We start from the raw sequence: 21,654 nt of genomic DNA on the forward strand, positions 1-21,654 counted from the left end.
CTTATGAATGTGAAAGAGCGAATTATAACAGGATATCTTGCACAAAGATGGTATAAAAAAGCTCTTATTATCACAAATAATGATGACAGCTATCTTGATAGAATTAATGTCTTAAGAAAGGTTGTTTGCTCAGGATATTTAAAAACAGAGTCTCAAAAGGGCTGTATCTTTGATGTTGAAGCGTGGCCGTTTGAACATAAGTTTTTTGATTTAATAATTTTGGATCAAGATTTTTTACCTTGCTCAAAACAGATGAAATCTTTATTGCAACAATTACATTTTTGTCTAGCAGATGATGGTGAGGTTATAGCTACATGTTCAGGAGATATTAGGCTTTATAAGTTGCTATCAAAATTCTTAGCAAACGGATTTGTTAGTAAAAAAATTCAATTAATAAATCCAACGGGAAATGTCTTTATTGATTTATTTAAACGTGTAGTAAGTAAAAACTTCGTTGCGATCTTCAAAAAAGATAATTATTTTATAGTAGATGGTCTCAAAGTATCTGATTTAGTAACCGAATCGAAAAAGAAACGAGTATACAGTGGTAACTGTATGAAGGAGATATATGGGGATATTCACAAGAAAAAATAATGTTATAGCTTATACTGATGGAGCTTGTAAAGGCAATCCTGGTATAGGTGGTTGGGGAGCTATACTTAGCTATAATGGTGTAGAGAAAGAGATATATGGCGCAGAGAAGGAAACTACTAACAATCGGATGGAGCTTTTAGCTGCTATTAGAACATTAGAGAGCCTAAAAAGAAAATGTGATATTACCATTTTTACTGATTCTAAATATCTACAAAACGGTATTAACCAGTGGTTAGCAAATTGGAAAGCTAATGGCTGGAAGACAGCAGCTAAGAAAGAAGTTAAAAATAAAGATTTATGGCAAGAGCTTGATAGTCTAAGTCAGGTTCATAATATTACTTGGAGCTGGGTTAAAGGACACAGTGGTAATCAAGGCAACGAAAAAGCAGATGAGCTTGCAAACAAGGCTATAGCAGAGTTAATGGAGAAAGATAAAAATGGAAAACTTTAGCCATAAGAAAATTTTAGTTTTATATACTGGCGGTACTATCGGTATGATCAATACAGAGCAGGGCTATGATGTTGAGCCAGGATATTTAACAAAGACTGTTGAAGGCATTCGTGATTTTTATGAGTACAATATGCCTGAGTTTAAAATCAAGGAATATACAAACTTAATAGACTCATCAAATATAAATCCTAAGAGATGGGTGTCTCTAGCTTTAGATATATTAAAAAACTATAAAGATTATGATGGTTTTGTAATTTTACATGGTACAGATACATTAGCATATACAGCTTCAGTACTATCTTTTATGCTTGGTGAGATTCAAAAACCTGTAATTGTTACAGGTTCACAAATTCCTATTTCAAAGATAAGATCTGATGCAATATCGAATATTTTAAATAGCCTAATATTTGCATGTAGCGATGATATAAAAGAAGTTTGTGTGTATTTCAGTCAAAGGCTTATGCGTGGTAATCGAACTACTAAAATATCAGCTACAGATTTTGAAGCTTTTGATTCTCCAAATTATCCGACTTTAGCAAAAGTAGGGATCGATATAGATATTAAAAAAAGAAGACTATGGCAGAGAGCGGATAATTATGAATTGCCGACATTAGAAACTTTTGGGGTACCTAAAATAGCTATCCTAAGTGTTTTTCCAGGTATGGATAATGATATATTAGAAGCTGTATTAGAGCCTCCTCTACAGGGTTTAATCCTAAAAACATATGGTTCAGGCAATATGATGGATGATCCTAATATTCATAAGACATTGTCAAAAGCTGATAAAAGAGGGGTTGTAATAGTCAACTGTACCCAATGCTTATATGGTAGTGTAAAAATGCATACTTATAAAACAGCTAGAGGGCTTGTAGAAGCTGGGGTTGTATCAGGGTATGATATGACTGATGAAGCAGCGTTAGGTAAACTTTTTTATCTACTTAGTCAACCTGGCATTTCTCAACAACAAATTAAAGATGCTTTTAATGTTTCTTTACAAGGTGAAGTAACAATCTAGTTAGATCAAGCTAATAAAAACTTGTTCATTGATATATTCTAAGATAGTATATGAAATATAATATATGAAAAAATATTCAGATAATATAAGGAGAAAATATGAGTAATATCGCTGAGTTGATAAAAGGTAATAGAGCTTGGGCTGAAGAAATTAAAAAAACTAATCCAGAGTTTTTTGAAACATTATCAAAAGGCCAATCTCCAGAATATCTTTGGATAGGTTGTTCAGATAGTCGTGTACCAGCTAATCAAGTTTGTGGTCTTATACCAGGAGAAGTGTTTGTGCATCGTAATGTTGCTAATGTCGTTTCTCTTACAGATTTAAATTGTCTTTCAGTATTACAATTTGCTATTGAAGTTCTTAAAGTTAAAAAAATAATTGTGTGTGGACATTATGCCTGTGGTGGTGTTGAGACAGTTGTGAAGAATAAGAGTTATGGTCTTATTGATAACTGGCTAACATCAATTCATGAGGTTAAAGAAAAAAACAAACAGTTCATTGAAGAATCATTAGCTTGTTATAAAGATAATGAAGAAGAGTATATGAAGAAAAAGGTTGATATGATGTGTGAGCTTAATGCACTTCATCAGGCTTTAAATTTATGTAAGACTACAGTCGTTAAAGATGCTTGGGCAAAAGGCCTTAACTTCACTATACATGCTGCTATCTATGGTATTGGAGATGGTAGATTATATGAGATTGGTGGTGGTGTTGGCTCAAGAGCTGAAATGGATGCTACATATGCTGAAGCTATAGAAGCTATTAAGTCTAGATATTGTCAGTAATTTTATTCTTAATATTTTGATCGAATACTTTAAACTCTCATTAATTATAAAACTATAATTATAGTTCAGCCCCTAATCAAACTTTTGAGATAAGTCATAAGGTTATTATTATAAATGAAGTTGTATAAATATTTTGGAAACTCTAAATCTATTTAGTCTTCTTAGCAATTTCATGAGATTCATGAGGAGCAATAAACTGAAGTTCGCCAGCCTCTTCAAAAATGCCTATTTCATCTCTTCTGTTTGGTGGATATATTCTTTCAAGGTTGATATGTTTCTTGATTTCCCTAGCTTCCATGCCAAACTTTTTAACTTTTCTCTCCCATCCTTCTGTATATAAGCCACCATACTCACCTAAATCAACACATGTTACATAATTCGGCTGATAGTATTCTTCCATTTCTGGGATACCTAGTAAATGATGTATTGCATTATGTCCAGCAAGTCTGCCTTGAGGTCTGCCTTGTTGGCATGACATTACAGCATAGTGCTCATCATCAACTTTTACATTTGCAGCATCGCCAGCTATAAATATATTCTCATTTGGTGTTTGTAAGTATTGATTAACCTTTATTCTGCCTGCTGGATCTTTATCATAAGGTAGTAGTTTATTAAGATCTGTTGCTTTCATGCCTAATGCAGAAACGATAAAGTTAAATTCAAGAACTTCATCATTTATTATCACAGATCCTTTATCAGCTTCAATTTGAGTAGCCTCTGTAATAGATGCATGATTTATACATTTAACATTTGCTAGCTTAAATGCATCTACAAGATACTTCTGAGGATCTTCTCCTAGTGAGTAAGTAACATCACCACGATCAACTATTGAAACCTCAAGGTCAAAAGTTGACTCTAATCCAAGTTCAAAAGTGAGTTTTTTCAATGTAACTGGAAGTTCACACGCAAGCTCAATTCCTGTTATTCCACCGCCAAGTACAGCTACTTTGATTTTATTGTTTTGGGATTTAGTAGATTCTGCTTTAAGTAAGAAGTCTGTTAATGCATTTCTAAGGTGTAAAGCAGCTTTATAAGTATCTATGTTATAGACAGTTTCTATCCCTTTGATTCTTGGATGAGCTAGTTCACTACCTGCACAAAGTATTAGACTATCAAAATGCAGTTCTTTTTGTTGCTTATCAGAATCACTTATAATAATAGATTGCTTTTGACTATCAATATTAGTTACTTCAGCTTCGATAAAGCGGACTTTTATCGGAGTTAAAAAGTTCTTGACTCTTATAGTAGCTTCCTCTAGCTCTTTTATGTACATTCTTGGTCGTATTGTCATATATGAATTACGACTTATTACAATAATATCGATTTCAGATTTTTTATTGAGTCTACTTCTTATTTTTGCTGCTGATAGTGCTGCTGATATGCCTGCATGGCCAGCACCTATAATGACTAATGTTTTTTTTTGAATGCTCATGATTTATCCTCCTGGACTAATTATGAAGTAAAATTTAATAGATAATATATATTTGAATTACCTATTATCAATTTTACCCAAAAATCTATATAAAATATATGATATTAAAGCAGCAATTATATTTATGAAGAATATAGCTTCAACAGTGTTGTTATATGTAGAGCCACTAAATAATGTCAGAGAGTCAAATATTGTATAAATGGTAAAGAAAATTAGACAAGCAGCTTTAAATTGAGGGTTTTTAAATAGTGCTAAAACAGAGAATATAAAGAGGCATAATTGGAAAATTCCTATCTGAAAAACAGCTGGAGTATAAATCCATCCTTGAAATTTACTCATGCTGTCTCCATATACTAAGTAAGCATAGCTATTTATCAGAGTCATAAGACTTATGTTGCTAGCAATAAAGTAATTCGCATAGACACTAGCATAGTGTTTGTTGTAAATAATACTTGAATGCAAAAAAGCTATTATAAATGGTGTTATGAGTAGACAAGTACTTATAATAATGGTTACCATAGTGATAGTGATTTTATTAGAGTAGCTAGATTTTACAATAAAAGCGTTGGCTTGTCATATATTTGATAATAAAGATATAGACAATCTGATAGATGAAAGTTAAAATTTGCTATTAGAAAATTGTTAAATAAATAAAAGGAAAACTTAATAATGCAAGTTACTGTAGAGAAGAAAGAAGGGATTCATTGTTCATTACTAATTGAAGTGCCAGCTAATGAAATAGATACTGAAGTAAATAAAAGAGTTAACCAAACTGCAAAAACTATCAAAATGGATGGCTTCAGACCAGGTAAAGTACCTGCTGGCATGGTTAAGAAGAAGTATGGTGAGCAAATCCGTATGGAAGTTATCTCTGATTTAATTCCTCAGAAATATTCAAAAGCTATTCAAGATGAGAAATTAGCTGTTGCTGGTATCGAAGTTGATCTTAAAGAGAATCAAGAAGGGCAACCTCTTAAGTTTGTAGCAAATCTTGAGCTTTTCCCAGAGTTTGAAGTTAATGGATTTGAAAAAATCGAAGTTCAAAAGCCAGTAGTTGAGCTTGGTGATAATGAAGTTAAACAAATGATCGAAAATCTAAGAAAACAGTTAGCAACTTTTAAAGAAGTAGAAAGAGCTGTTGAGAAAGATGATAAAGTAGTTATCGATTTTGTAGGTAAAAAAGACGGTGAAGTTTTTGAAGGTGGTTCAGCAAATGATCAAGAACTTGTAATTGGTTCTGGTCAAATGATCCCAGGTTTTGAAGATGGTATCATTGGTATGAATAAAGATGAGCAAAGAACTATTACTGTAACATTCCCTGAAGAGTATCAAAACAAAGATCTTGCAGGTAAAGAAACTACTTTTGATATTACAGTTAAGAAGATCCAACAAGCTGAATTACCAGAAGTTGACGAAGAGTTCGTTAAGAAGTTTGGTGTAAAAGGTGGCGTAGATACTTTTGAAGATGAGATCAAAGAAAATATGCAACGTGAACTTAAGTTTATCTTACAAAGAAAAGTAAAAGAGCAAGTTTTCAAAGGTCTAAGAGAGATTGCTGAGTTTGAAACTCCAAAATCTTTAATCAAAAGAGAAATCGATGCAGCTAAGCAAAACTTAGTTCAACAAATGGGTGGTGCGAAAGGCTTTGATGTTAATCAATTACCTGATAATTTATTTGAAGATAATGCTAAACAAAAAGTTGAGACTAGCTTAGTACTTGACAGTGTTATGAAGTCTCAAAACTTTGAAGCAACAGAAGAAGAAGTTGATAGCTTATTAAATGAAATGGTTCAAGCTTATGAAGAGCCAGAAAAAACTAAAGAACAAATCAAGAAAAATGAAAAAGAAATCGCTAATCTAAAAGCTTTAGTTATTGAAAACAAACTAACTGACTGGGTTTTAGATCAAGCACAAGTTTCAGAAAAAGAAGAAGATTTCTTTGAAGTTATTAAACAAAATATGCAAGCTCAACAAGCTGGATTCTAAGCTGGCTTATAAAGAGAGGTTATAAATGATAACTAATAATTTAGTTCCTACAGTTGTTGAGAAAACTGCTGGTGGTGAAAGAGCTTTTGATATTTACTCAAGACTTTTAAAAGAGCGTATAGTTTTTTTAAATGGTGAAGTAAATGATCATTCAGCTAATTTAGTGATCGCACAGCTTTTATTTTTAGAATCTGAAGATCCTGATAAAGATATTTATTTTTATATAAATTCTCCAGGAGGAATGGTTACAGCAGGTATGGGTGTCTATGATACTATGCAGTTTATTAAGCCAGATGTTAATACTATTTGTATCGGTTTAGCTGCTAGTATGGGATCATTGCTGTTAGCTGGTGGAGCAAAGGGTAAAAGATATAGCTTGCCAAGTTCACAGATTATGATTCATCAGCCTTTAGGTGGTTTTAGAGGTCAAGCATCAGATATTGAAATTCATGCTAAAAATATCTTACGTATCAAAGAAAGGCTAAATAAGGTATTAGCTCATCATACAGGTCAAGATCTTGAAACTATAGTTAAGGATACTGACAGAGACAATTTTATGATGGCAGATGAAGCAAAAGAATATGGTCTGATAGATCATGTTATTGAATCTCGTGATGCAATAATCAAATAAATAAAGGAAGTCTAGTTTTAAAAATGGCTAAAATTCTATATTGTTCTTTCTGTGGTAAATCACAACAAGAAGTCAAAAGTATTATTTCTGGTAGAGATGGGAATATTTGTAACGAATGTGTTAGTAAATGTGCAACTAAGATTAAAAGCACTAATGGTGTTGATACTACATTAGACATCACTTTTGATAAGTTGCCAAAACCTATAGAAATAAAAAATTATCTTGATGATTATATAATTGGTCAAGATAATGCTAAGAAAGTATTATCTGTAGCTGTTTATAATCATTATAAAAGAATCACATCTGATATCACAGAAGATGATGATACAGAACTTAAAAAGAGTAATGTCTTATTAATAGGTCCTACAGGATCAGGAAAAACATTATTTGCTCAAACTCTAGCAAAACAATTAAATGTTCCTTTTGCTATAGCAGATGCAACAACTCTTACAGAAGCTGGATATGTTGGTGATGATGTTGAAAATATTATCGTACGTTTATTGCAAAATGCTGAATTTGATGTTGCTAAAGCAGAAAAAGGAATTATATATATTGATGAAATAGATAAGATTGCACGTAAATCAGAAAGTTCATCCATCACTCGTGATGTTTCTGGTGAAGGTGTTCAACAGGCTTTATTGAAACTTATTGAAGGAACAGTATCTTCTGTGCCTCCAAAGGGTGGTAGAAAGCATCCTAATCAAGATATGATTCAGGTAGATACTTCAAATATACTATTTATTTGTGGAGGAGCTTTTGCTGGTATAGAAAAGGTTGTTAAACATCGAATGGATAAGGTAAGTATTGGCTTTAATGCGGATGTTATTCGTCAGAAAGATAATCTTGATACTGAAAAGCTAATGCAAAAAGTTGAAAGTGAAGATTTAACTAGGTTCGGTCTGATTCCTGAGCTTATTGGTCGTTTACCAATAGTTACAGTTTTAAATGAATTAACAGAAGAAGATTTAGTTAAAATACTAAAAGAACCTAAAAATGCTCTTATCAAACAGTATATTAAATTATTTAAGTTTGATGATGTTGAAATAGAGTTTACAGATGAAGCTCTTATAGAGATAGCTAAAAAAGCAATAGCTAAGAAGACAGGCGCAAGGGGTCTTAGGACTATTCTTGAAAATGTTCTACTTGAGTTGATGTTTCATATACCATCTTCACAAGATGTTGAAAAAATCATCATCAATGAAAAAGTTATATTAGAACATGAAGAGCCTGTGTTAATTAGTAAAAATAAAGAGCAAAAGCAGTTAAAAGATATAGTCTAAAACAATTTACAGGAGTATAGTGAGTTTATGTCAGAAATCTTAAATGTTGTTCCTGTTATCCCTTTAAGAGATGTGGTTATATATCCATCGATGACTATCCCACTTAATGTTGGGCGTAAAAAGTCGATAGAAGCAGTTAAACAGGCATCTAATAATTATAATAATTATATTTTATTAGCAACTCAGAAAAATGGCTCTAGTTCAGGCGATGTTGTAGATAATATCTATGATATAGCTACATTAGCTAAAATAGTTCAAATTATGAAGCTTCCGGATGGGAGTTTGAAGGTTATTGTTGAGGGTGTTGCAAAAAGGCTAGTGTCTAAATATACACTCGAGAATGACTGTATCTATGCAAGTTTAGATAACTTACATATCGATGATAACTATAATCCAGATCAGGTTGATAAAGAATTAAAAGCTATCCTACTATCTATATCTGATTCTCTTAAGAAGTTTGTTGATATTAGTGGTAAGGTATCTAAAGAAACTTTAGCGACTTTAATAAACACAGAAGAGCCACATAAGTTCATTTATGAAATTGCTACGATTCTTAATTCAGAGATTGTTAAAAAGCAAAAAATTCTTGAAGCATCAGATATAAAGAAAAAAGCATTATTGTTGCTTTCATGTCTTTATGAAGAGTTAGAAATACTTGAACTTGAAGCTAAAATTAAAGATAGAGTAAAGTCACAAGTTGATAAAAACCAACGTGAATACTATCTAAATGAGCAAGTAAAAGCTATTTATAAAGAGCTTGGAGAGGCTGATGAGGAGTCTGAGGTTTCTGCGCTTAAAAAGAGAATTGAAAATACAAAAATGTCTGAAGAAGCAAAAGAAAAATGCTTAAAGGAGCTTAAAAAGCTTAAAGCTATGCCTCCATCCTCTTCAGAGTCAGCTGTATCAAGAAACTATATCGAAACTATTCTTTCTTTACCTTGGGGTAAAAGAGCTAAAGTTAAAAAAGATATTAATTTAGCTGAGAAAGTACTAGAAAAAGATCATTATGGTATTAAGAAAGTAAAAGAAAGAATACTTGAGCATTTAGCTGTTCAAATTAAAAGAGATAGCAATACTAAAGCGCCTATTTTATGTCTAGTAGGACCTCCAGGTGTTGGTAAGACATCTATAGGTCATTCTATAGCAAGAGCTACTGGACGTGAATATGTACGTATGGCATTAGGCGGAGTTCGTGATGAGTCTGAAATTAGAGGTCATCGTCGTACTTATATCGGATCTATGCCGGGACAAATTATCCAAAAGATAATTAAATCAAAAACTGAGAATCCACTATTTTTATTAGACGAAATTGATAAGGTTTCTTCTGATTTTAGAGGAGATCCTTCAGCAGCATTGTTGGAGGTGTTAGACCCAGAGCAAAATAGTACTTTCAATGATCATTATCTTGAGATAGATTATGATTTATCAAAAGTGATGTTTGTTGCTACAGCTAACTCATTAGATATAGATCCTGCATTAAGAGATAGGTTAGAGATTATTAATTTATCTGGATATACAGAGCTTGAAAAACAAGCTATTGCTAAGCAGTATCTTGTGCCAAAGGCTTTAGATAATAATGGTTTAACTAAACAAGAAATTAACTTCACACCAAAAGCTATTTTAGATGTGGTTAGATATTATACTAGAGAAGCAGGGGTGAGAAATTTACAGCAAAAGATAGACGGAATCTGTCGCAAAGCGGTTAAAAATCTCCTTAAAGATCCTGATCATGGTAAGATTTCTATAACTCAGAAAAATCTTGAAGAATATTTAGGTGTTCATCAGTTTGATTATGGTGTTAAAAATGCAAAAGCAAAAGTGGGTCAAGTTACAGGACTTGCTTGGACGTCTGTAGGTGGTGAGCTTCTTACGATTGAAGCTCTAGCTATGCCTGGTAAAGGTAAAGTTAAATATACAGGTAGTCTAGGTGATGTAATGAAAGAATCTATTGATGCAGCATTTAGTGTGATGCGTTCAATTTCTAAAGATTATAAGCTTGCTGACGATTTTTATGAGAAAAAAGATGTTCACATTCATGTTCCAGAAGGTGCAACTCCTAAAGACGGACCAAGTGCTGGTATTGCAATGACTACAGCGTTAGTTTCTGTTTATACAGACAAACCTGTACGAAATGATATCGCAATGACTGGTGAGGTGACTTTACGAGGAGATGTATTACCAATTGGTGGTTTAAAAGAGAAACTTTTAGCTGCTTTAAGAGGTGGAATTAAAGAGGTTTTAATACCTAAACAGAATGTTAAGAATTTAGCAGATGTTGATAAAGAAATTACAGAAAAACTCGAAATAACCCCTGTAAATAACATAAAAGAGGTTCTAGAAAGAGTTTTTTAGTGTTTTTTGTTGAAACCATATATTTTTAGTGTTATAAAGTTAATTGGTAATATATCGATTTATAAACAAAAGGAGTTTTAAAGATGAACAAAAGTGAACTAGTAAGTGCTATAGCTAAAGAAGCTGATGTTACTAAAGAAGTTGCTGGGAGTACTTTAGACGCTACTATTGAAGCGATTACTAAAGCTCTTAAGAAAGGCGATAGCGTAACACTTGTAGGATTTGGTACTTTCCAAGTTAAAGAAAGAAGCGCTAGAGAAGGTAGAAACCCTAAGACAGGTGAGACAATTCAAATCGCTGCTTCTAAAGTACCAAGCTTCAAAGCTGGTAAAGGTCTTAAAGACGCAGTAAAATAAAAAAACTTTTAAAAAATTAGTTTTTTTAAAGGGCATGCTTAACAGTATGCCTTTTTTTTATCTATAATATTTATAAATTTAATAAGAATTATTTAATTTAAGGTTGAAAAAATGTTGCAGTCTTTTAATGATAGACTAAAAGGTCCATTTACTTGGATTGTGGTTATTTCTATAAGTTTTATATTTGTGATTTCAGGCATGACTTTCTTTTTAACTAATATAGGAGGAGGGAGTCGTGCTTATGTTGCAAAAGTTGGTGATAATGAGATAAGTTCTCAGCAGTTTCAGCAATATGCTCAAAATGCTAAAACTAAAGAACAAAAAGTTCAAGTTTTATCACAAATGATAAATCAGTATTTAATACTAACAGCAGCACAAAAAAATATCGTAGTATCTAAGTTAGCTTTACAGTCAGCTATTTTTAATAATCCAATGTTTTTTGATAAAGATGGCAAGTTCTCTAGTGATAAACTAAAGCAAGTTGTAGGATATCTTGGAGGTATGGATAAATTAGAGCAATTAGTATCACAAAATGTTTTAGCTAGTACAATTCCTCAAACAATAACTCAAACTTCATTTATTACTGATTATGAGAATAAATCATTGTCTAGTATTTATTCTGTAGACAAGCAAATAAAATATATCAAGATTCAGCCTAGTTCTTTAAAAGCACAAATTAAACTAGCTAATAAAGAATTAGAAAATTATTACAGTCAACATAAATCTGAATATGTTACTCCTGCGAGTAAAAAAATTAGTTACTTTATAATTTCTAAAGATAATTTTATCTCTAAAAATAAAATTAGTGATGAGACATTAAAAAATTATTTTAATACTCATCAAGACTTATTTACAAAATTTGATGATAAAACAAAACAAACCATTACTAAGATTATCCAAAATAGAAAAGCTTTAGAGCAATTTAACTCTTATTCTCAAAATATTGATAGTATTAAGTTTGGTAAGTTAGAAACTAAATTAGGTAAAGCAAAAACTACAAATATTAGCAATAATGCTGATTCTTCACTAAATGGAGTGAAAAATAGCTTATTCTTTATAAATAACGATAAATACTACAGCTTGCCTATTTCTGATGATAAAGTCTTAGTTTATCAAATAGATAGCTCAAAGCCAGCTACACAACAAAAGTTTAATGAAGTTAAAAATACTGTAACAAAATCATATGTAGAGCAAAAATCTCAAGAATTAGCAACGCAAAAGTCACAAAAGCTATTAAGTAACCTTGAGAGCGGCAAAAAAATAGATGAATCATTTGGTAAAGCTACTATATCAAGTGAATCTAAAGCCAAAAACTTTTCTGAAGGATTTGCTAATGATGTTCTATTTAACAATAATAGTGAATATCATCTTTATCAGGATAGTAATACTAATGATATCTACATTTATAAAGTTACTAAAGTTGAGCCAGTTAAAACAGATAAGAAAAATACAATTCCTAGTCAAGTAACTAATACTTATAAGCAAGAAGAGTTAAACTTTTATTTGCAAGCTCTTAGAAAAGAAATACCTGTCAAAGTTAATTATAAAAATATCTAAATGAATAAATCAATTTATGCGATAGCTGGACCAACAGCTTCTGGTAAAACATCTCTTTCAATATCTGTTGCTAAAAAGATTAATGCTGAAATAATAAGTGTTGATTCTTCGCTTGTCTATAAAGGGATGGATATTGGTACTGCTAAGCCGACATTACAAGAGCAAGCTGGCATAAAACATCATCTTATAGATATTATAGAGCCTACGGAGAATTTTTCTGTTGCAGACTTTATATCAAGCGTTAATAAGCTTAAAAAAGAAATATGGTCTAGAGGCAAAGAAGTTTTGCTGGTTGGTGGGACTATGCTTTATTTTAAAGGTTTAATAGAAGGCTTATCTAGCCTGCCAGAAAGTAGCCCAGAAATAAGACAAACCTTAGAGCTAGAGAAAAAAGCAAAAGGGCTACAATATCTTCATCAGCAATTAAAAAAAATGGATCCTGAATCAGCACAGAAAATAAATCAAAATGATCAACAAAGAATTTTTCGAGCTTTAGAAGTGATTATGATAAGTGGTCAGAAGTACTCTGAACTTGTCAAAACTTCAAAAGTTGGAGGTTTAGAAGAAGAACTAAAACTTTGTGCCTTAGTTCCAAATGATAGATCAGTACTTCATAAAAATATTGAGATTAGATTTAGGCAGATGCTAGATAATGGATTTTTAGATGAAGTGCAAGAGCTAAGAAAAAATACAAAACTAACAAAAGATACTACAGCTATTCGAAGTGTAGGGTATCGTCAGGCTTGGGAGTATTTATATGGTGATATTAGCTATGATGAGTTTGTTAAAAAAGGCATAGTAGCAACTCGCCAACTTGCTAAACGTCAACTTACATGGATTCGTAATTGGCAGGGTGAGATTGAGACTATCGAGATGGAGAATGATCACAAAGAGTCAGAAGTTTTAAGTTTTTTCATTAGTTAAAACTACTTAAATAAATTTATAAGTATATAGATATATCTAAAGTAATTGTATTCATACTACTACCTCCATAAAACTTCTGATAAGCCCATTCTGGCCCAAATAGTACATTATTGTCGAAGTAAGCACGCTGAGCAGAAAAAACTAATTGATTTTTTATGCCTGATGCTGATAAACCATCTTGAAAAGGGCTAGCAGGTATAGACATAGGAACAGCCGCCGCATTGTATGTTTGGCCATAGCCAACAGTAAAATTGGTGTCTCTTTCAGCAAGATTTAAAGAATAGTTTCCACCTATATACCATGCCCCTGTAAAAACATCATTTCCTGTGCCATTAAAGTCAGCGGCTCCAGTAGTTGTTACCCATCCAACATTAACCTGCAATACTCCTGTACCGATATTGTATGCTACGTTAGTATCAATATTATAAGCCCCTATAGTTTTTCCTGGAGCAATCATTGGTATGCTAAGATTCTCAGCACCATTTAGGTTATACACGTAGCCTGTGTTAAAACCGACCGATAAATCTTTTGTCCATGAATCACCATAAAAGAAACCAGCCGAGAAATTTGCTGTTTGATCGTTTGTTCCAAATGCAGCTACACTTATATTTGTTGTGTCGCTTTTATAGTTTAAAGATACATTTGTCGCTCGACCTACACCAAGATAGTCAGCAACACTTCCAACATAAGTACCACCTCCACCAAAATTAGCAACCGTAAGAGGACTTCTTCCCGCGGTTACAAAAAATGGAGAAACTGTGAGATTACCAAATATTGCAAAAGCATTGTTTATGGAAAAATCACCATTCTCATTCGCGCTAACATCATATGATGCTGTAAGATATTCACCGGCATTTGCTAAAAAGTATAGTGTAGCTGATGTTAGATATATATTTTGCCCATTTTTTGAGAAAGAGGTCGTTGGATTACTATTGAAGTCTACTCTTTTTAGATTATCTCCAAACCATGTTTGAGCATCTATACCAATAAATCCACCTAAAAATATTTCATAATCACTGAATTTATCTCTTTGTCCTAGTACTGTTGTAGCAAATAGTGTGGAAGAAATTTGACCAATTGGAATTTCGTTATTACCAGAGTACGCACCCAAGAATGCTACTTGACCTCTATTTGTAATAGCTGGCATATTTCCTACATTAATACCTCCTTTAGTATCAAAAATACCTCCTAAAGGTTCATTTTTTAAGTCTACAATTTGGTTATCTGCATCTACATTTTGCATTATTTCTATTCTATCTTGTTTTATCAAGTTTTTATCAAGAGGATTTTCAGAAGTTTCAGAGTTATCAGTTACTACAGATGAGTATGTGGAGAATGAAGAATTATTATTTTCTTGAAATTCTGAGTATTCCAGTTCTTTGATTTCATTTTGAAGACTTTGTATCTGTTGTTGTAACTGTATTGCCGTATCTTTAACTGATGATTCTTTCTTAGGTTGGGCTGATAAGCATTCAAAACTAAGTATATACAAAAAATACATAGCAAAACTTCTGAAGATATATGCCATCAAAATCTTCCTTAAATGTTCTAGAATCTTCCTATTTGTTGAGTAATATAAGAAAATATTAAGAGGTCTGATGATAATTCTATATGAAGAATAATTAAATTGGAATGGTAAAGATGAGATTAATTATCATTATTACTTGTGTGGCTAATATAATTTGCTGATAAGTATTTAAAAAAGTGTATCTTTGAATTGCCTAAAATTAATATTTGCTGATAAGTTCAAATATTGTTAGAATATACGGCGAAGTTTAATTGTTAAACTTGATAAAATAATAACTATAACAAAATAATTAAAAGGAAGTGAAACAATGTCTAGAATATCATCTTTACAAGACCCGTTCTTAAATGCTTTAAGAAAAGAAAAAGTAAGCGTATCAGTTTATCTTGTAAACGGAATCAAACTACAAGGTCAAGTAGAAGCTTTTGACCAATTCTGTATTGTACTTAGAAATACTGTAAACCAAATGGTTTATAAGCATGCTATTTCAACTATCGTACCAGCTAAGAGTGTAAGAATGGTTTATAGCTCTTTTAACCCATACCACCAAAACTCAAATGAAGATCAAGATGATAATGTTGATGATGTTCATTCTGATGAGCTTGAAGCTCAAGAAAACGAAGGTAATGTTAACGAGTAATTTAATTAGCTCGAATATTTATCAAATTAGTTTAAAGTAATAATTTTAAACTATCTAAATTCTTAGATAAAATTTTCAAATATCTTTTACATTGTATGCATCATCTCCTGACGTAGAGATAATTAGCTGATATACTTGTTTCAAAACTATTTATAGTTGACTTTAATATATTTTAAAATCTATCTTTGTTAGTTTATGGCATTTGATCATGAATTTTGAGGTTAAAGGTTTTAAAAAAGAATTCTAAGATTAATTTGTAGAATACGTATTTGTCTTAGGTTGACTAATTATTTATTGGGAGTAGATTAGATTAAATGGAATTTTTCCAATCTTATGAGGCAGGTAGCAAATGTCTACTTGTAAATATAAATTTTAAATATCATCGTGAGCTTAATGCAGATTTAGCTGAGCTTGAAGGCTTAGTTTTAGCTGCTGATAAAGTAGTTTTAGAAAGTCTTGATTTTAATCATCCAGAGCCTGATATCAAATATTTCTGTGGTATGGGTAAGATGGAAATGATAAAGAATAAACGAGATGAAATAAAAGCGGATCTTGTTGTTTTTAACCATCCTCTAAGTCCATCTCAAGAGCGTAACATTGAAAAGCTACTTGAGTGTAAAATTATGGATAGAACTAGATTGATTCTAGAGATATTTTCATTACGGGCTAAGACACATGAAGGTAAACTCCAAGTTGAACTTGCACAGCTAAACTACCAATCAACACGTCTTGTAAAAGGTTGGACTCACTTAGAGAGACAAAAAGGTGGTATTGGTGTAAGAGGTGGTCCAGGTGAGACTCAGCTAGAGATCGATAGACGTTTAATCAGACAAAGAATAAAACAAATTACACAAAAACTTGATAAAGTAAAACATCATCGTGATTTAAGTAGATCATCACGTAAGAAAAATAATATCCCAACAATATCATTTGTAGGTTATACAAACGCGGGTAAATCAACACTATTCAATAAAATTACAGATGCTCAGGTTTTAGCAAAAGACCAGCTTTTTGCAACACTTGACCCTACGTTGCGTAAAGTAATAGTTCCTAAGCTAGGAGAAGTTATATTTTCTGATACAGTGGGCTTTATTAAGAATCTGCCACATGATTTAGTAGAAGCATTTCATGCAACTTTAGAGGAGGCAATAGAGTCAGATCTGTTAGTTCATGTTATTGACTATGCAGATGAAGATCATAAAAGTTATATTGAGCAAGTTGAAAGAGTGCTAAAAGAGATTGGTATTGCAGATAAAGAAATGATTTGTGTGTACAATAAGATTGATAAGCTAGACGATATCTCTCCAAGCTTTGTTCAATTAGATGATTCTGATAGCAGTGTAGTAGCTAGAGTTTATCTATCAGCTCAGACAGGTCAAGGTATTGACGAGTTTTATGAAGCATTAGCTACATTTTTTAATAAATCATGGATAAATGGCACTTTAGAATTACCTCCTAAATATTCAAAAGTTAGAGCGATGATGTATGAGTTAGGTGTAGTTGATAATGAAGATATTTCCGAGCATGGCAATTACTTGCTAGATATAAAGATATCAGAAGATGATTTTGAAAGATTTAATCGAGATTTTGATTTAAATCTAGAAGAGTTTTTTTGTTAATATGTTAATCTTTCTTATATTCAGGAAGATCAATAGTATCATTAAATATCCCTGCACCAATAAATTTTGAAATGACAGGAGTTGAAGATATTTTAACTGTAATTGTAGAAAGATACTTCTTCATAATTTCATCAGATGCGGCTAAAGATAGATTTGAAAGTCCAACTTTTTGTTTTCTATTTATTATATCTTTTAACTTATCTTGCCATTCTTCAAAAGCTACTTTATAGTCGCCTTTGGCTTTATATAATTCACCAGCTAGTACATATGCTTCAACTATTGCAAATATGCTTCCTAGGCCCATTAGGATAGAAGGACAAGATGCAGCATCTCCAATTAAAGCAACTCTACCTTTATGCCAGTTGTCCATTTTTACTTGGCTAACATTATCAAAATAAATATATTCAACATTATCAAGTCTTTCAAGTATGTCAGGAGTCTCCCATTTATTATCTTTAAAGACTGATTTTAGAAGCTGTTTTTTTTCTTCTGTAGTTGTTGGAAATTTTTTAACTAAACTTGCGTCAATAGTAAACATAAATAAAGTTTCATCTTCATCTAAACAGACTCTAGCTATTTGCTTATCATTACCAACACTAACAGCATAAGTAAACTTCTCAAAGTGGTTATAATCTTTTAGAGAAAATGCGGCAATATACTTGTTTAAATCATATTCTTCATATTCTGATTTATCAAATACTAACGAGCGAATATGTGAGTGTAAACCATCAGCACCTATGACTAGATCAAACTTTTCTGTAGTTTTATCAGAAAGATGAACAATTACTCCATCTTTTTGTTCTTCTAGGCTTTCTATGGAAGTGCCAAATCTTATATCAATTCCTTTACATGCATTATAGATAACTTCTGAAATATCTCCTCGTTTAACACTTAGGAACTCACCATAGTTTTCTTTGATAAGAGAAGAAATATTTACCTTTGATGATCTTCTGCCATTTTCATCAAAACAATGAATGTGCTTTATTTGATAAGATTTTTCTTTTAATCGTTCAAGAAGTCCCATTTTTTCCATTATTTCACAGGCGTGTCCCCAAAAGTCAACAAGATGGCCACCTGATTTAAATTCAGGAGATTTTTCAAAGATAACAGGTTCAAAACCATACTCTCTAAGCCACCATGCTAAAGTAGGTCCTGCTATACCAATTCCATTTATCGCAATTCTCATGTTTTTTCCTTTAGAAATTAGTCTAACTTTCAATTTTAGAGCTATATCTTTAGTTATTCAATATCATAGATGCAAGCATTTGATAATTATTTGCAGATAGTGCAAAAATTGTATGATTTTTTATATATAATAGTTAAGTCGTAAGCATAAAAAAACTATTGTGAAATATATAGGAATACTTATTTATGATTAAAAAATTAAAACAAAAATGGTTTTGGAGCAAGAACTCTGAGCAGGGGCCTCCAGACTTAGAAGAAATTATAAAAAAATTTTTTGGTAAGAAGAAAAAAAATAATGATGATAACGAAAGTATCTACTCTAAAAATGCCAATAAAAATAACCCAATATTTGAGAAGCCACCAATTAAGAAAATAGCAGCTATTGTTATTGGTGTTTTAATTATTGCATGGGTAGGTTTTGGCTTTTATGTTGTTCAACCTGCTGAGCAAGCAGCTGTACTTAGGTTTGGTAAGTTTACAAAAATGGTTCAGCCAGGTTTGCATTGGTATCCATTAGGAGTTGATACAATTCGTAAAGAAAATGTCCAAGAGTTAAAAACTATCTCATTAAAAAGAGATATGCTAACTTCAGAAGAAAATATTGTTCATGTTTCATTTACAGTACAGTATCGTATTTCTAATCTTCAAGATTATTTATTTGCAAATACAGATCCATCTCAGCTACTACAGCAATCATTAGAGAGTGCTGTTAGACAGGTTATTGGGCATAGTAATTTATCTGATATTCTAACAACACAAAGAGCATCGATAGCAGGTAAAGTTAAACAAGAGATGGAGGCTTTATTAAAAGAATATAAATCTGGTATTTATATAAGTGATGTTATTATGCAACCAGCTCAAGCTCCAGATGCTGTTAAAGATGCTTTTGATGATGTTATAAAAGCAAGAGAAGATCAGGCTAGATTACAAAATGAAGCCGAATCTTATGCAAATAGAGTTATCCCTGTTGCTGAAGGTAAGGCGCAAAGAATTGTAGATCAAGCTAATGCCTATAAACAAGAAATAGTATTACAAGCCCAAGGTGAAGTAGCTGAGTTTGAACAATTATTACCAATATACAAAAAATCACCAGATATTGTTATGAATCAAATGTATTTTAATACTATCTCAGATGTATTACAGCATAATAAAGTCTTCATAATCGATGGCGATGGCGCGAAAAACATTTTCTATGGTCTAGGAAGTAAGCAGAAACAAGCATTATTATCAAATACACAAGGAGGAAACTAAGATGAGTAAACTTTTAAAAATAATCTTAGTACTTGTGGTAATCGCGGTAGTATTAGTTTTTAGTAGTAAATTTATTGTGAAGCAAGGTACAGAATCTGTAGTTTTAAGATTAGGTGAACTTGTTAAGAAAAATGGAAAGGTTATTGAGTATGAGCCAGGTATTCATATCAAAATTCCATTTTTAGATACAGTTAAAAACTATGATATGAGAAATCGAGTTTTAACTACAGATTCATCTCGTGTAGTTACAAAAGAGAAAAAAGATGTACTAATAAATGCTTATGTAGTTTGGAGAATTAATGACATTTCTAAATTCTTTATTAGTACAAGTGGGCAAGTCTTCAGAGCAGAAACTTTACTAAAGCAATTCTTAGAATCATCATTAAGAGCTGAAGTTGGTAAAAATGATATCCAAAGTTTGGTTAATAATGATCGTGATAAGCTGATGATTGCTTTAACAAAAGATGTTGCAGTGCAGGCTAAAGAAATCGGTATATCTATAGTAGATGTTAGGGTTAATCAAATTGACTTACCTGATACAATTACAGAATCTATATACCAAAGAATGAAATCATCAAGACATAAGGAAGCTTCACGTATAAGAGCTGAAGGTGAAAGAGCTGCGGAAAAAACAAAAGCAGCAGCTGATGCGAAAGTAACAGTAACTCTAGCAGAGGCAGAAAAGCAATCTAAGATTATTAGAGCCCAAGCAGATGCAAAAGCAGCTAAAATTTTCACAGATACTTATGCTAGCTCAGTTCCTTTATATGAGTTTTTAAAGAGCATGAACTCCTATAAGCAAAGCTTCGATGGTAAAAATCAAGTTGTATTTATGCTTAAGCCTGATAGTAAGTTTTTTCAAGGCTTTAAGTTAGAGCCTAATAGTCAACTTGCTGAAGCTATGAAAGAGGCTAAATAGATTATGAATAAGGTAAAAGTGCTTTTTGTATGTAAAGGTAATATTTGTAGGTCTCCGACAGCTCATGGTATTTTTAGAGATATCATTAGAGAGAATAATCTTGAAGAGAAAGTTAGCGTAGAGTCTTGTGGCACTAGTTCACGTATGTGGGGACATGAGGGACATGGTGCTGATATGAGATCATTAGAAACAGCCAAAAAATATGACTGTGATCTTTCAGATCAAAAGTCGCAACAACTAGAAGAGTCAGACTTTGATAGGTTTGATTATATAGTTGCTATGGACCAAGAAAATGTTGATACTATGAGACAGATGTTCCCAAAAGCTGATTTTTCAAAAGTATCAAGAATGCTTGAGTATGCATCAACAATTTCTATAAAAGATGTACCTGATCCATATTATGAAAATAACTTTGATAAAGTTTTTCTGATGATTCATACTGCTTGTCAGGAACTTTTTGAAAAAATAAAATTAGAGCATAAATTATGAATTATCGTAACGCAAAATATATAATGGGAGCTGCAAAAGTTTCTCAACTTCCTGAAGATACAGGTGTTGAAGTAGCATTTGCAGGTAGATCAAATGCTGGTAAATCTAGCGCATTAAATACATTAACTGATCATAAAGGTTTAGCTAGAGTAAGTAAAACTCCAGGTAGAACACAGTTAATAAACTTATTTGATCTTGGTGATAATAAAAGACTAGTCGATTTACCAGGTTATGGCTATGCTAAAGTTTCTGAAGCTATTAAAAAACAATGGCAAAGCGAAATGGAGAGTTATCTAACATCACGTCAATGTTTAGGAGGGATTGTTCTTCTAGTTGACTCACGTCACGCACTAAAAGAGTTTGACTCTTTGATGATTGAGATGGCTATATCATTTGATTTAAACTTACATATACTTCTTACAAAAGCTGATAAGCTAAATAATAAAGAAAGAGCTCAAGCCAATAGAATGATTGAGAGTTTTCTAAAAACATTTATTTCAACAGATAAGATCTCATATCAGTTATTTTCTTCATTAAGTAAAATGGGTCTAGATAAACTAAAAGAAAGATTAGATTCTTGGTATCAATTATAGTATTTACTCAATTCTCAAATATTTAATACATTTTGATATTTTGTATAAATATGTTCACGTTTTCAGAATA

General features: G+C 31.8%; 21 protein-coding genes. 17 read left to right on the forward strand and 4 right to left on the reverse strand.

Annotation, left to right across the window (positions count from 1 at the left end; all coding sequences use genetic code 11):
* Positions 1-3 precede the first annotated feature (3 nt).
* The 4 genes from FIP56_RS04290 (at position 4) to FIP56_RS04305 (ending at position 2,845) form a co-directional block, all read left to right on the forward strand.
* Positions 4-594, forward strand: a complete 591-nt coding sequence (locus FIP56_RS04290) for a class I SAM-dependent methyltransferase (protein WP_192577721.1) — start codon at positions 4-6, stop codon at positions 592-594.
* Entirely contained in the window at positions 569-1,045 is a 477-nt protein-coding gene (rnhA, locus tag FIP56_RS04295; protein ID WP_192577722.1) for a ribonuclease HI, read from the forward strand. The genes FIP56_RS04290 and rnhA overlap by 26 nt, the downstream gene beginning before the upstream one ends.
* Positions 1,032-2,060, forward strand: a complete 1,029-nt coding sequence (ansA, locus tag FIP56_RS04300; RefSeq protein WP_192577723.1) for an asparaginase — start codon at positions 1,032-1,034, stop codon at positions 2,058-2,060. Before rnhA ends, ansA begins: the two co-directional genes overlap by 14 nt.
* 98 nt (positions 2,061-2,158) lie before the next feature.
* Positions 2,159-2,845, forward strand: a complete 687-nt coding sequence (locus tag FIP56_RS04305) for a carbonic anhydrase (RefSeq protein ID WP_192577724.1) — start codon at positions 2,159-2,161, stop codon at positions 2,843-2,845.
* Between the two features lie 148 nt (positions 2,846-2,993).
* Here FIP56_RS04305 and FIP56_RS04310 read toward each other — a convergent pair whose 3' ends face one another.
* Together FIP56_RS04310 and FIP56_RS10435 are read right to left on the reverse strand one after the other, a co-directional pair.
* A complete protein-coding gene (locus FIP56_RS04310; protein WP_192577725.1) occupies positions 2,994-4,277 on the reverse strand; it encodes an FAD-dependent oxidoreductase in 1,284 nt (427 codons plus the stop codon).
* A gap of 57 nt (positions 4,278-4,334) precedes the next feature.
* Positions 4,335-4,796, reverse strand: coding sequence for a DUF6790 family protein (locus FIP56_RS10435; RefSeq protein WP_192577726.1), 462 nt, complete (start codon positions 4,794-4,796; stop codon positions 4,335-4,337).
* Between the two features lie 150 nt (positions 4,797-4,946).
* On the opposite strand from FIP56_RS10435, the gene tig reads away from it, so the two are divergent.
* The 7 genes from tig to miaA all read left to right on the forward strand — a co-directional run bounded on the left by tig (position 4,947) and on the right by miaA (position 13,363).
* Positions 4,947-6,263, forward strand: a complete 1,317-nt coding sequence (gene tig / locus FIP56_RS04320) for a trigger factor (RefSeq protein ID WP_192577727.1) — start codon at positions 4,947-4,949, stop codon at positions 6,261-6,263.
* A 25-nt stretch (positions 6,264-6,288) separates the two neighbouring features.
* Positions 6,289-6,894 carry an ATP-dependent Clp endopeptidase proteolytic subunit ClpP gene (clpP, locus tag FIP56_RS04325; protein ID WP_192577728.1) on the forward strand — a complete coding sequence of 202 codons (606 nt, stop codon included), beginning with the start codon at positions 6,289-6,291 and terminating at the stop codon, positions 6,892-6,894.
* A gap of 23 nt (positions 6,895-6,917) precedes the next feature.
* Positions 6,918-8,174: an ATP-dependent Clp protease ATP-binding subunit ClpX gene (gene clpX, locus FIP56_RS04330; protein ID WP_192577729.1), complete on the forward strand. Its 1,257-nt coding sequence runs from the start codon at positions 6,918-6,920 to the stop codon at positions 8,172-8,174.
* Between the two features lie 27 nt (positions 8,175-8,201).
* A complete protein-coding gene (lon, locus tag FIP56_RS04335) occupies positions 8,202-10,526 on the forward strand; it encodes an endopeptidase La (RefSeq protein WP_192577730.1) in 2,325 nt (774 codons plus the stop codon).
* 83 nt (positions 10,527-10,609) lie between these two features.
* Positions 10,610-10,882, forward strand: a complete 273-nt coding sequence (locus FIP56_RS04340; RefSeq protein ID WP_150467747.1) for an HU family DNA-binding protein — start codon at positions 10,610-10,612, stop codon at positions 10,880-10,882.
* Between the two features lie 111 nt (positions 10,883-10,993).
* Positions 10,994-12,439 carry a SurA N-terminal domain-containing protein gene (locus FIP56_RS04345; RefSeq protein WP_192577731.1) on the forward strand — a complete coding sequence of 482 codons (1,446 nt, stop codon included), beginning with the start codon at positions 10,994-10,996 and terminating at the stop codon, positions 12,437-12,439.
* On the forward strand, positions 12,440-13,363 hold the full coding sequence (miaA, locus tag FIP56_RS04350; RefSeq protein WP_192577732.1) for a tRNA (adenosine(37)-N6)-dimethylallyltransferase MiaA: 924 nt from the start codon (positions 12,440-12,442) through the stop codon (positions 13,361-13,363).
* Positions 13,364-13,379: 16 nt separating this feature from the next.
* On the opposite strand, the gene FIP56_RS04355 is transcribed toward miaA, so the two are convergent.
* Positions 13,380-14,891, reverse strand: a complete 1,512-nt coding sequence (locus FIP56_RS04355) for a DUF3573 domain-containing protein (protein WP_192577733.1) — start codon at positions 14,889-14,891, stop codon at positions 13,380-13,382.
* 307 nt (positions 14,892-15,198) lie between these two features.
* Here FIP56_RS04355 and hfq point away from each other — a divergent pair, with 307 nt between their 5' ends.
* Positions 15,199-15,528: an RNA chaperone Hfq gene (gene hfq / locus FIP56_RS04360; protein WP_192577734.1), complete on the forward strand. Its 330-nt coding sequence runs from the start codon at positions 15,199-15,201 to the stop codon at positions 15,526-15,528.
* Between the two features lie 314 nt (positions 15,529-15,842).
* Positions 15,843-17,147 carry a ribosome rescue GTPase HflX gene (gene hflX / locus FIP56_RS04365; protein ID WP_192577735.1) on the forward strand — a complete coding sequence of 435 codons (1,305 nt, stop codon included), beginning with the start codon at positions 15,843-15,845 and terminating at the stop codon, positions 17,145-17,147.
* 4 nt (positions 17,148-17,151) lie between these two features.
* Here hflX and FIP56_RS04370 read toward each other — a convergent pair whose 3' ends face one another.
* Positions 17,152-18,333 carry an FAD-binding domain gene (locus tag FIP56_RS04370; RefSeq protein ID WP_192577736.1) on the reverse strand — a complete coding sequence of 394 codons (1,182 nt, stop codon included), beginning with the start codon at positions 18,331-18,333 and terminating at the stop codon, positions 17,152-17,154.
* Positions 18,334-18,518: 185 nt separating this feature from the next.
* Between FIP56_RS04370 and hflK the strand changes: the two genes are divergently transcribed.
* The 4 genes from hflK to yihA are packed head-to-tail and all read left to right on the forward strand — an operon-like array spanning position 18,519 to position 21,584.
* Positions 18,519-19,583 carry an FtsH protease activity modulator HflK gene (gene hflK, locus FIP56_RS04375; protein ID WP_192577737.1) on the forward strand — a complete coding sequence of 355 codons (1,065 nt, stop codon included), beginning with the start codon at positions 18,519-18,521 and terminating at the stop codon, positions 19,581-19,583.
* 1 nt (position 19,584) lies between these two features.
* A complete protein-coding gene (gene hflC, locus FIP56_RS04380) occupies positions 19,585-20,502 on the forward strand; it encodes a protease modulator HflC (protein ID WP_192577738.1) in 918 nt (305 codons plus the stop codon).
* Positions 20,503-20,505: 3 nt separating this feature from the next.
* The gene (locus FIP56_RS04385) at positions 20,506-20,991 is read left to right on the forward strand and encodes a low molecular weight protein-tyrosine-phosphatase (protein ID WP_192577739.1); all 486 of its coding nucleotides are present in this window, start codon (positions 20,506-20,508) and stop codon (positions 20,989-20,991) included.
* Positions 20,988-21,584 carry a ribosome biogenesis GTP-binding protein YihA/YsxC gene (gene yihA / locus FIP56_RS04390; RefSeq protein ID WP_192577740.1) on the forward strand — a complete coding sequence of 199 codons (597 nt, stop codon included), beginning with the start codon at positions 20,988-20,990 and terminating at the stop codon, positions 21,582-21,584. Before FIP56_RS04385 ends, yihA begins: the two co-directional genes overlap by 4 nt.
* The last annotated feature ends 70 nt before the right edge of the window (positions 21,585-21,654 follow it).

The sequence above is a fragment of the Francisella sp. LA112445 genome (assembly GCF_012224145.1).
In the GTDB taxonomy this organism is placed as follows: domain Bacteria; phylum Pseudomonadota; class Gammaproteobacteria; order Francisellales; family Francisellaceae; genus Francisella.

What these genes read in the sequence shown, in the direction of transcription:
- FIP56_RS04290 (WP_192577721.1), top strand. Translation starts at nt 4, where the DNA reads ATGAATGTGAAAGAGCGAATTATAACAGGATATCTTGCACAAAGATGG.
- rnhA (WP_192577722.1), top strand. Translation starts at nt 569, where the DNA reads ATGGGGATATTCACAAGAAAAAATAATGTTATAGCTTATACTGATGGA.
- ansA (WP_192577723.1), top strand. Translation starts at nt 1,032, where the DNA reads ATGGAAAACTTTAGCCATAAGAAAATTTTAGTTTTATATACTGGCGGT.
- FIP56_RS04305 (WP_192577724.1), top strand. Translation starts at nt 2,159, where the DNA reads ATGAGTAATATCGCTGAGTTGATAAAAGGTAATAGAGCTTGGGCTGAA.
- FIP56_RS04310 (WP_192577725.1), bottom strand. Translation starts at nt 4,277, where the DNA reads ATGAGCATTCAAAAAAAAACATTAGTCATTATAGGTGCTGGCCATGCA.
- FIP56_RS10435 (WP_192577726.1), bottom strand. Translation starts at nt 4,796, where the DNA reads ATGGTAACCATTATTATAAGTACTTGTCTACTCATAACACCATTTATA.
- tig (WP_192577727.1), top strand. Translation starts at nt 4,947, where the DNA reads ATGCAAGTTACTGTAGAGAAGAAAGAAGGGATTCATTGTTCATTACTA.
- clpP (WP_192577728.1), top strand. Translation starts at nt 6,289, where the DNA reads ATGATAACTAATAATTTAGTTCCTACAGTTGTTGAGAAAACTGCTGGT.
- clpX (WP_192577729.1), top strand. Translation starts at nt 6,918, where the DNA reads ATGGCTAAAATTCTATATTGTTCTTTCTGTGGTAAATCACAACAAGAA.
- lon (WP_192577730.1), top strand. Translation starts at nt 8,202, where the DNA reads ATGTCAGAAATCTTAAATGTTGTTCCTGTTATCCCTTTAAGAGATGTG.
- FIP56_RS04340 (WP_150467747.1), top strand. Translation starts at nt 10,610, where the DNA reads ATGAACAAAAGTGAACTAGTAAGTGCTATAGCTAAAGAAGCTGATGTT.
- FIP56_RS04345 (WP_192577731.1), top strand. Translation starts at nt 10,994, where the DNA reads ATGTTGCAGTCTTTTAATGATAGACTAAAAGGTCCATTTACTTGGATT.
- miaA (WP_192577732.1), top strand. Translation starts at nt 12,440, where the DNA reads ATGAATAAATCAATTTATGCGATAGCTGGACCAACAGCTTCTGGTAAA.
- FIP56_RS04355 (WP_192577733.1), bottom strand. Translation starts at nt 14,891, where the DNA reads ATGGCATATATCTTCAGAAGTTTTGCTATGTATTTTTTGTATATACTT.
- hfq (WP_192577734.1), top strand. Translation starts at nt 15,199, where the DNA reads ATGTCTAGAATATCATCTTTACAAGACCCGTTCTTAAATGCTTTAAGA.
- hflX (WP_192577735.1), top strand. Translation starts at nt 15,843, where the DNA reads ATGGAATTTTTCCAATCTTATGAGGCAGGTAGCAAATGTCTACTTGTA.
- FIP56_RS04370 (WP_192577736.1), bottom strand. Translation starts at nt 18,333, where the DNA reads ATGAGAATTGCGATAAATGGAATTGGTATAGCAGGACCTACTTTAGCA.
- hflK (WP_192577737.1), top strand. Translation starts at nt 18,519, where the DNA reads ATGATTAAAAAATTAAAACAAAAATGGTTTTGGAGCAAGAACTCTGAG.
- hflC (WP_192577738.1), top strand. Translation starts at nt 19,585, where the DNA reads ATGAGTAAACTTTTAAAAATAATCTTAGTACTTGTGGTAATCGCGGTA.
- FIP56_RS04385 (WP_192577739.1), top strand. Translation starts at nt 20,506, where the DNA reads ATGAATAAGGTAAAAGTGCTTTTTGTATGTAAAGGTAATATTTGTAGG.
- yihA (WP_192577740.1), top strand. Translation starts at nt 20,988, where the DNA reads ATGAATTATCGTAACGCAAAATATATAATGGGAGCTGCAAAAGTTTCT.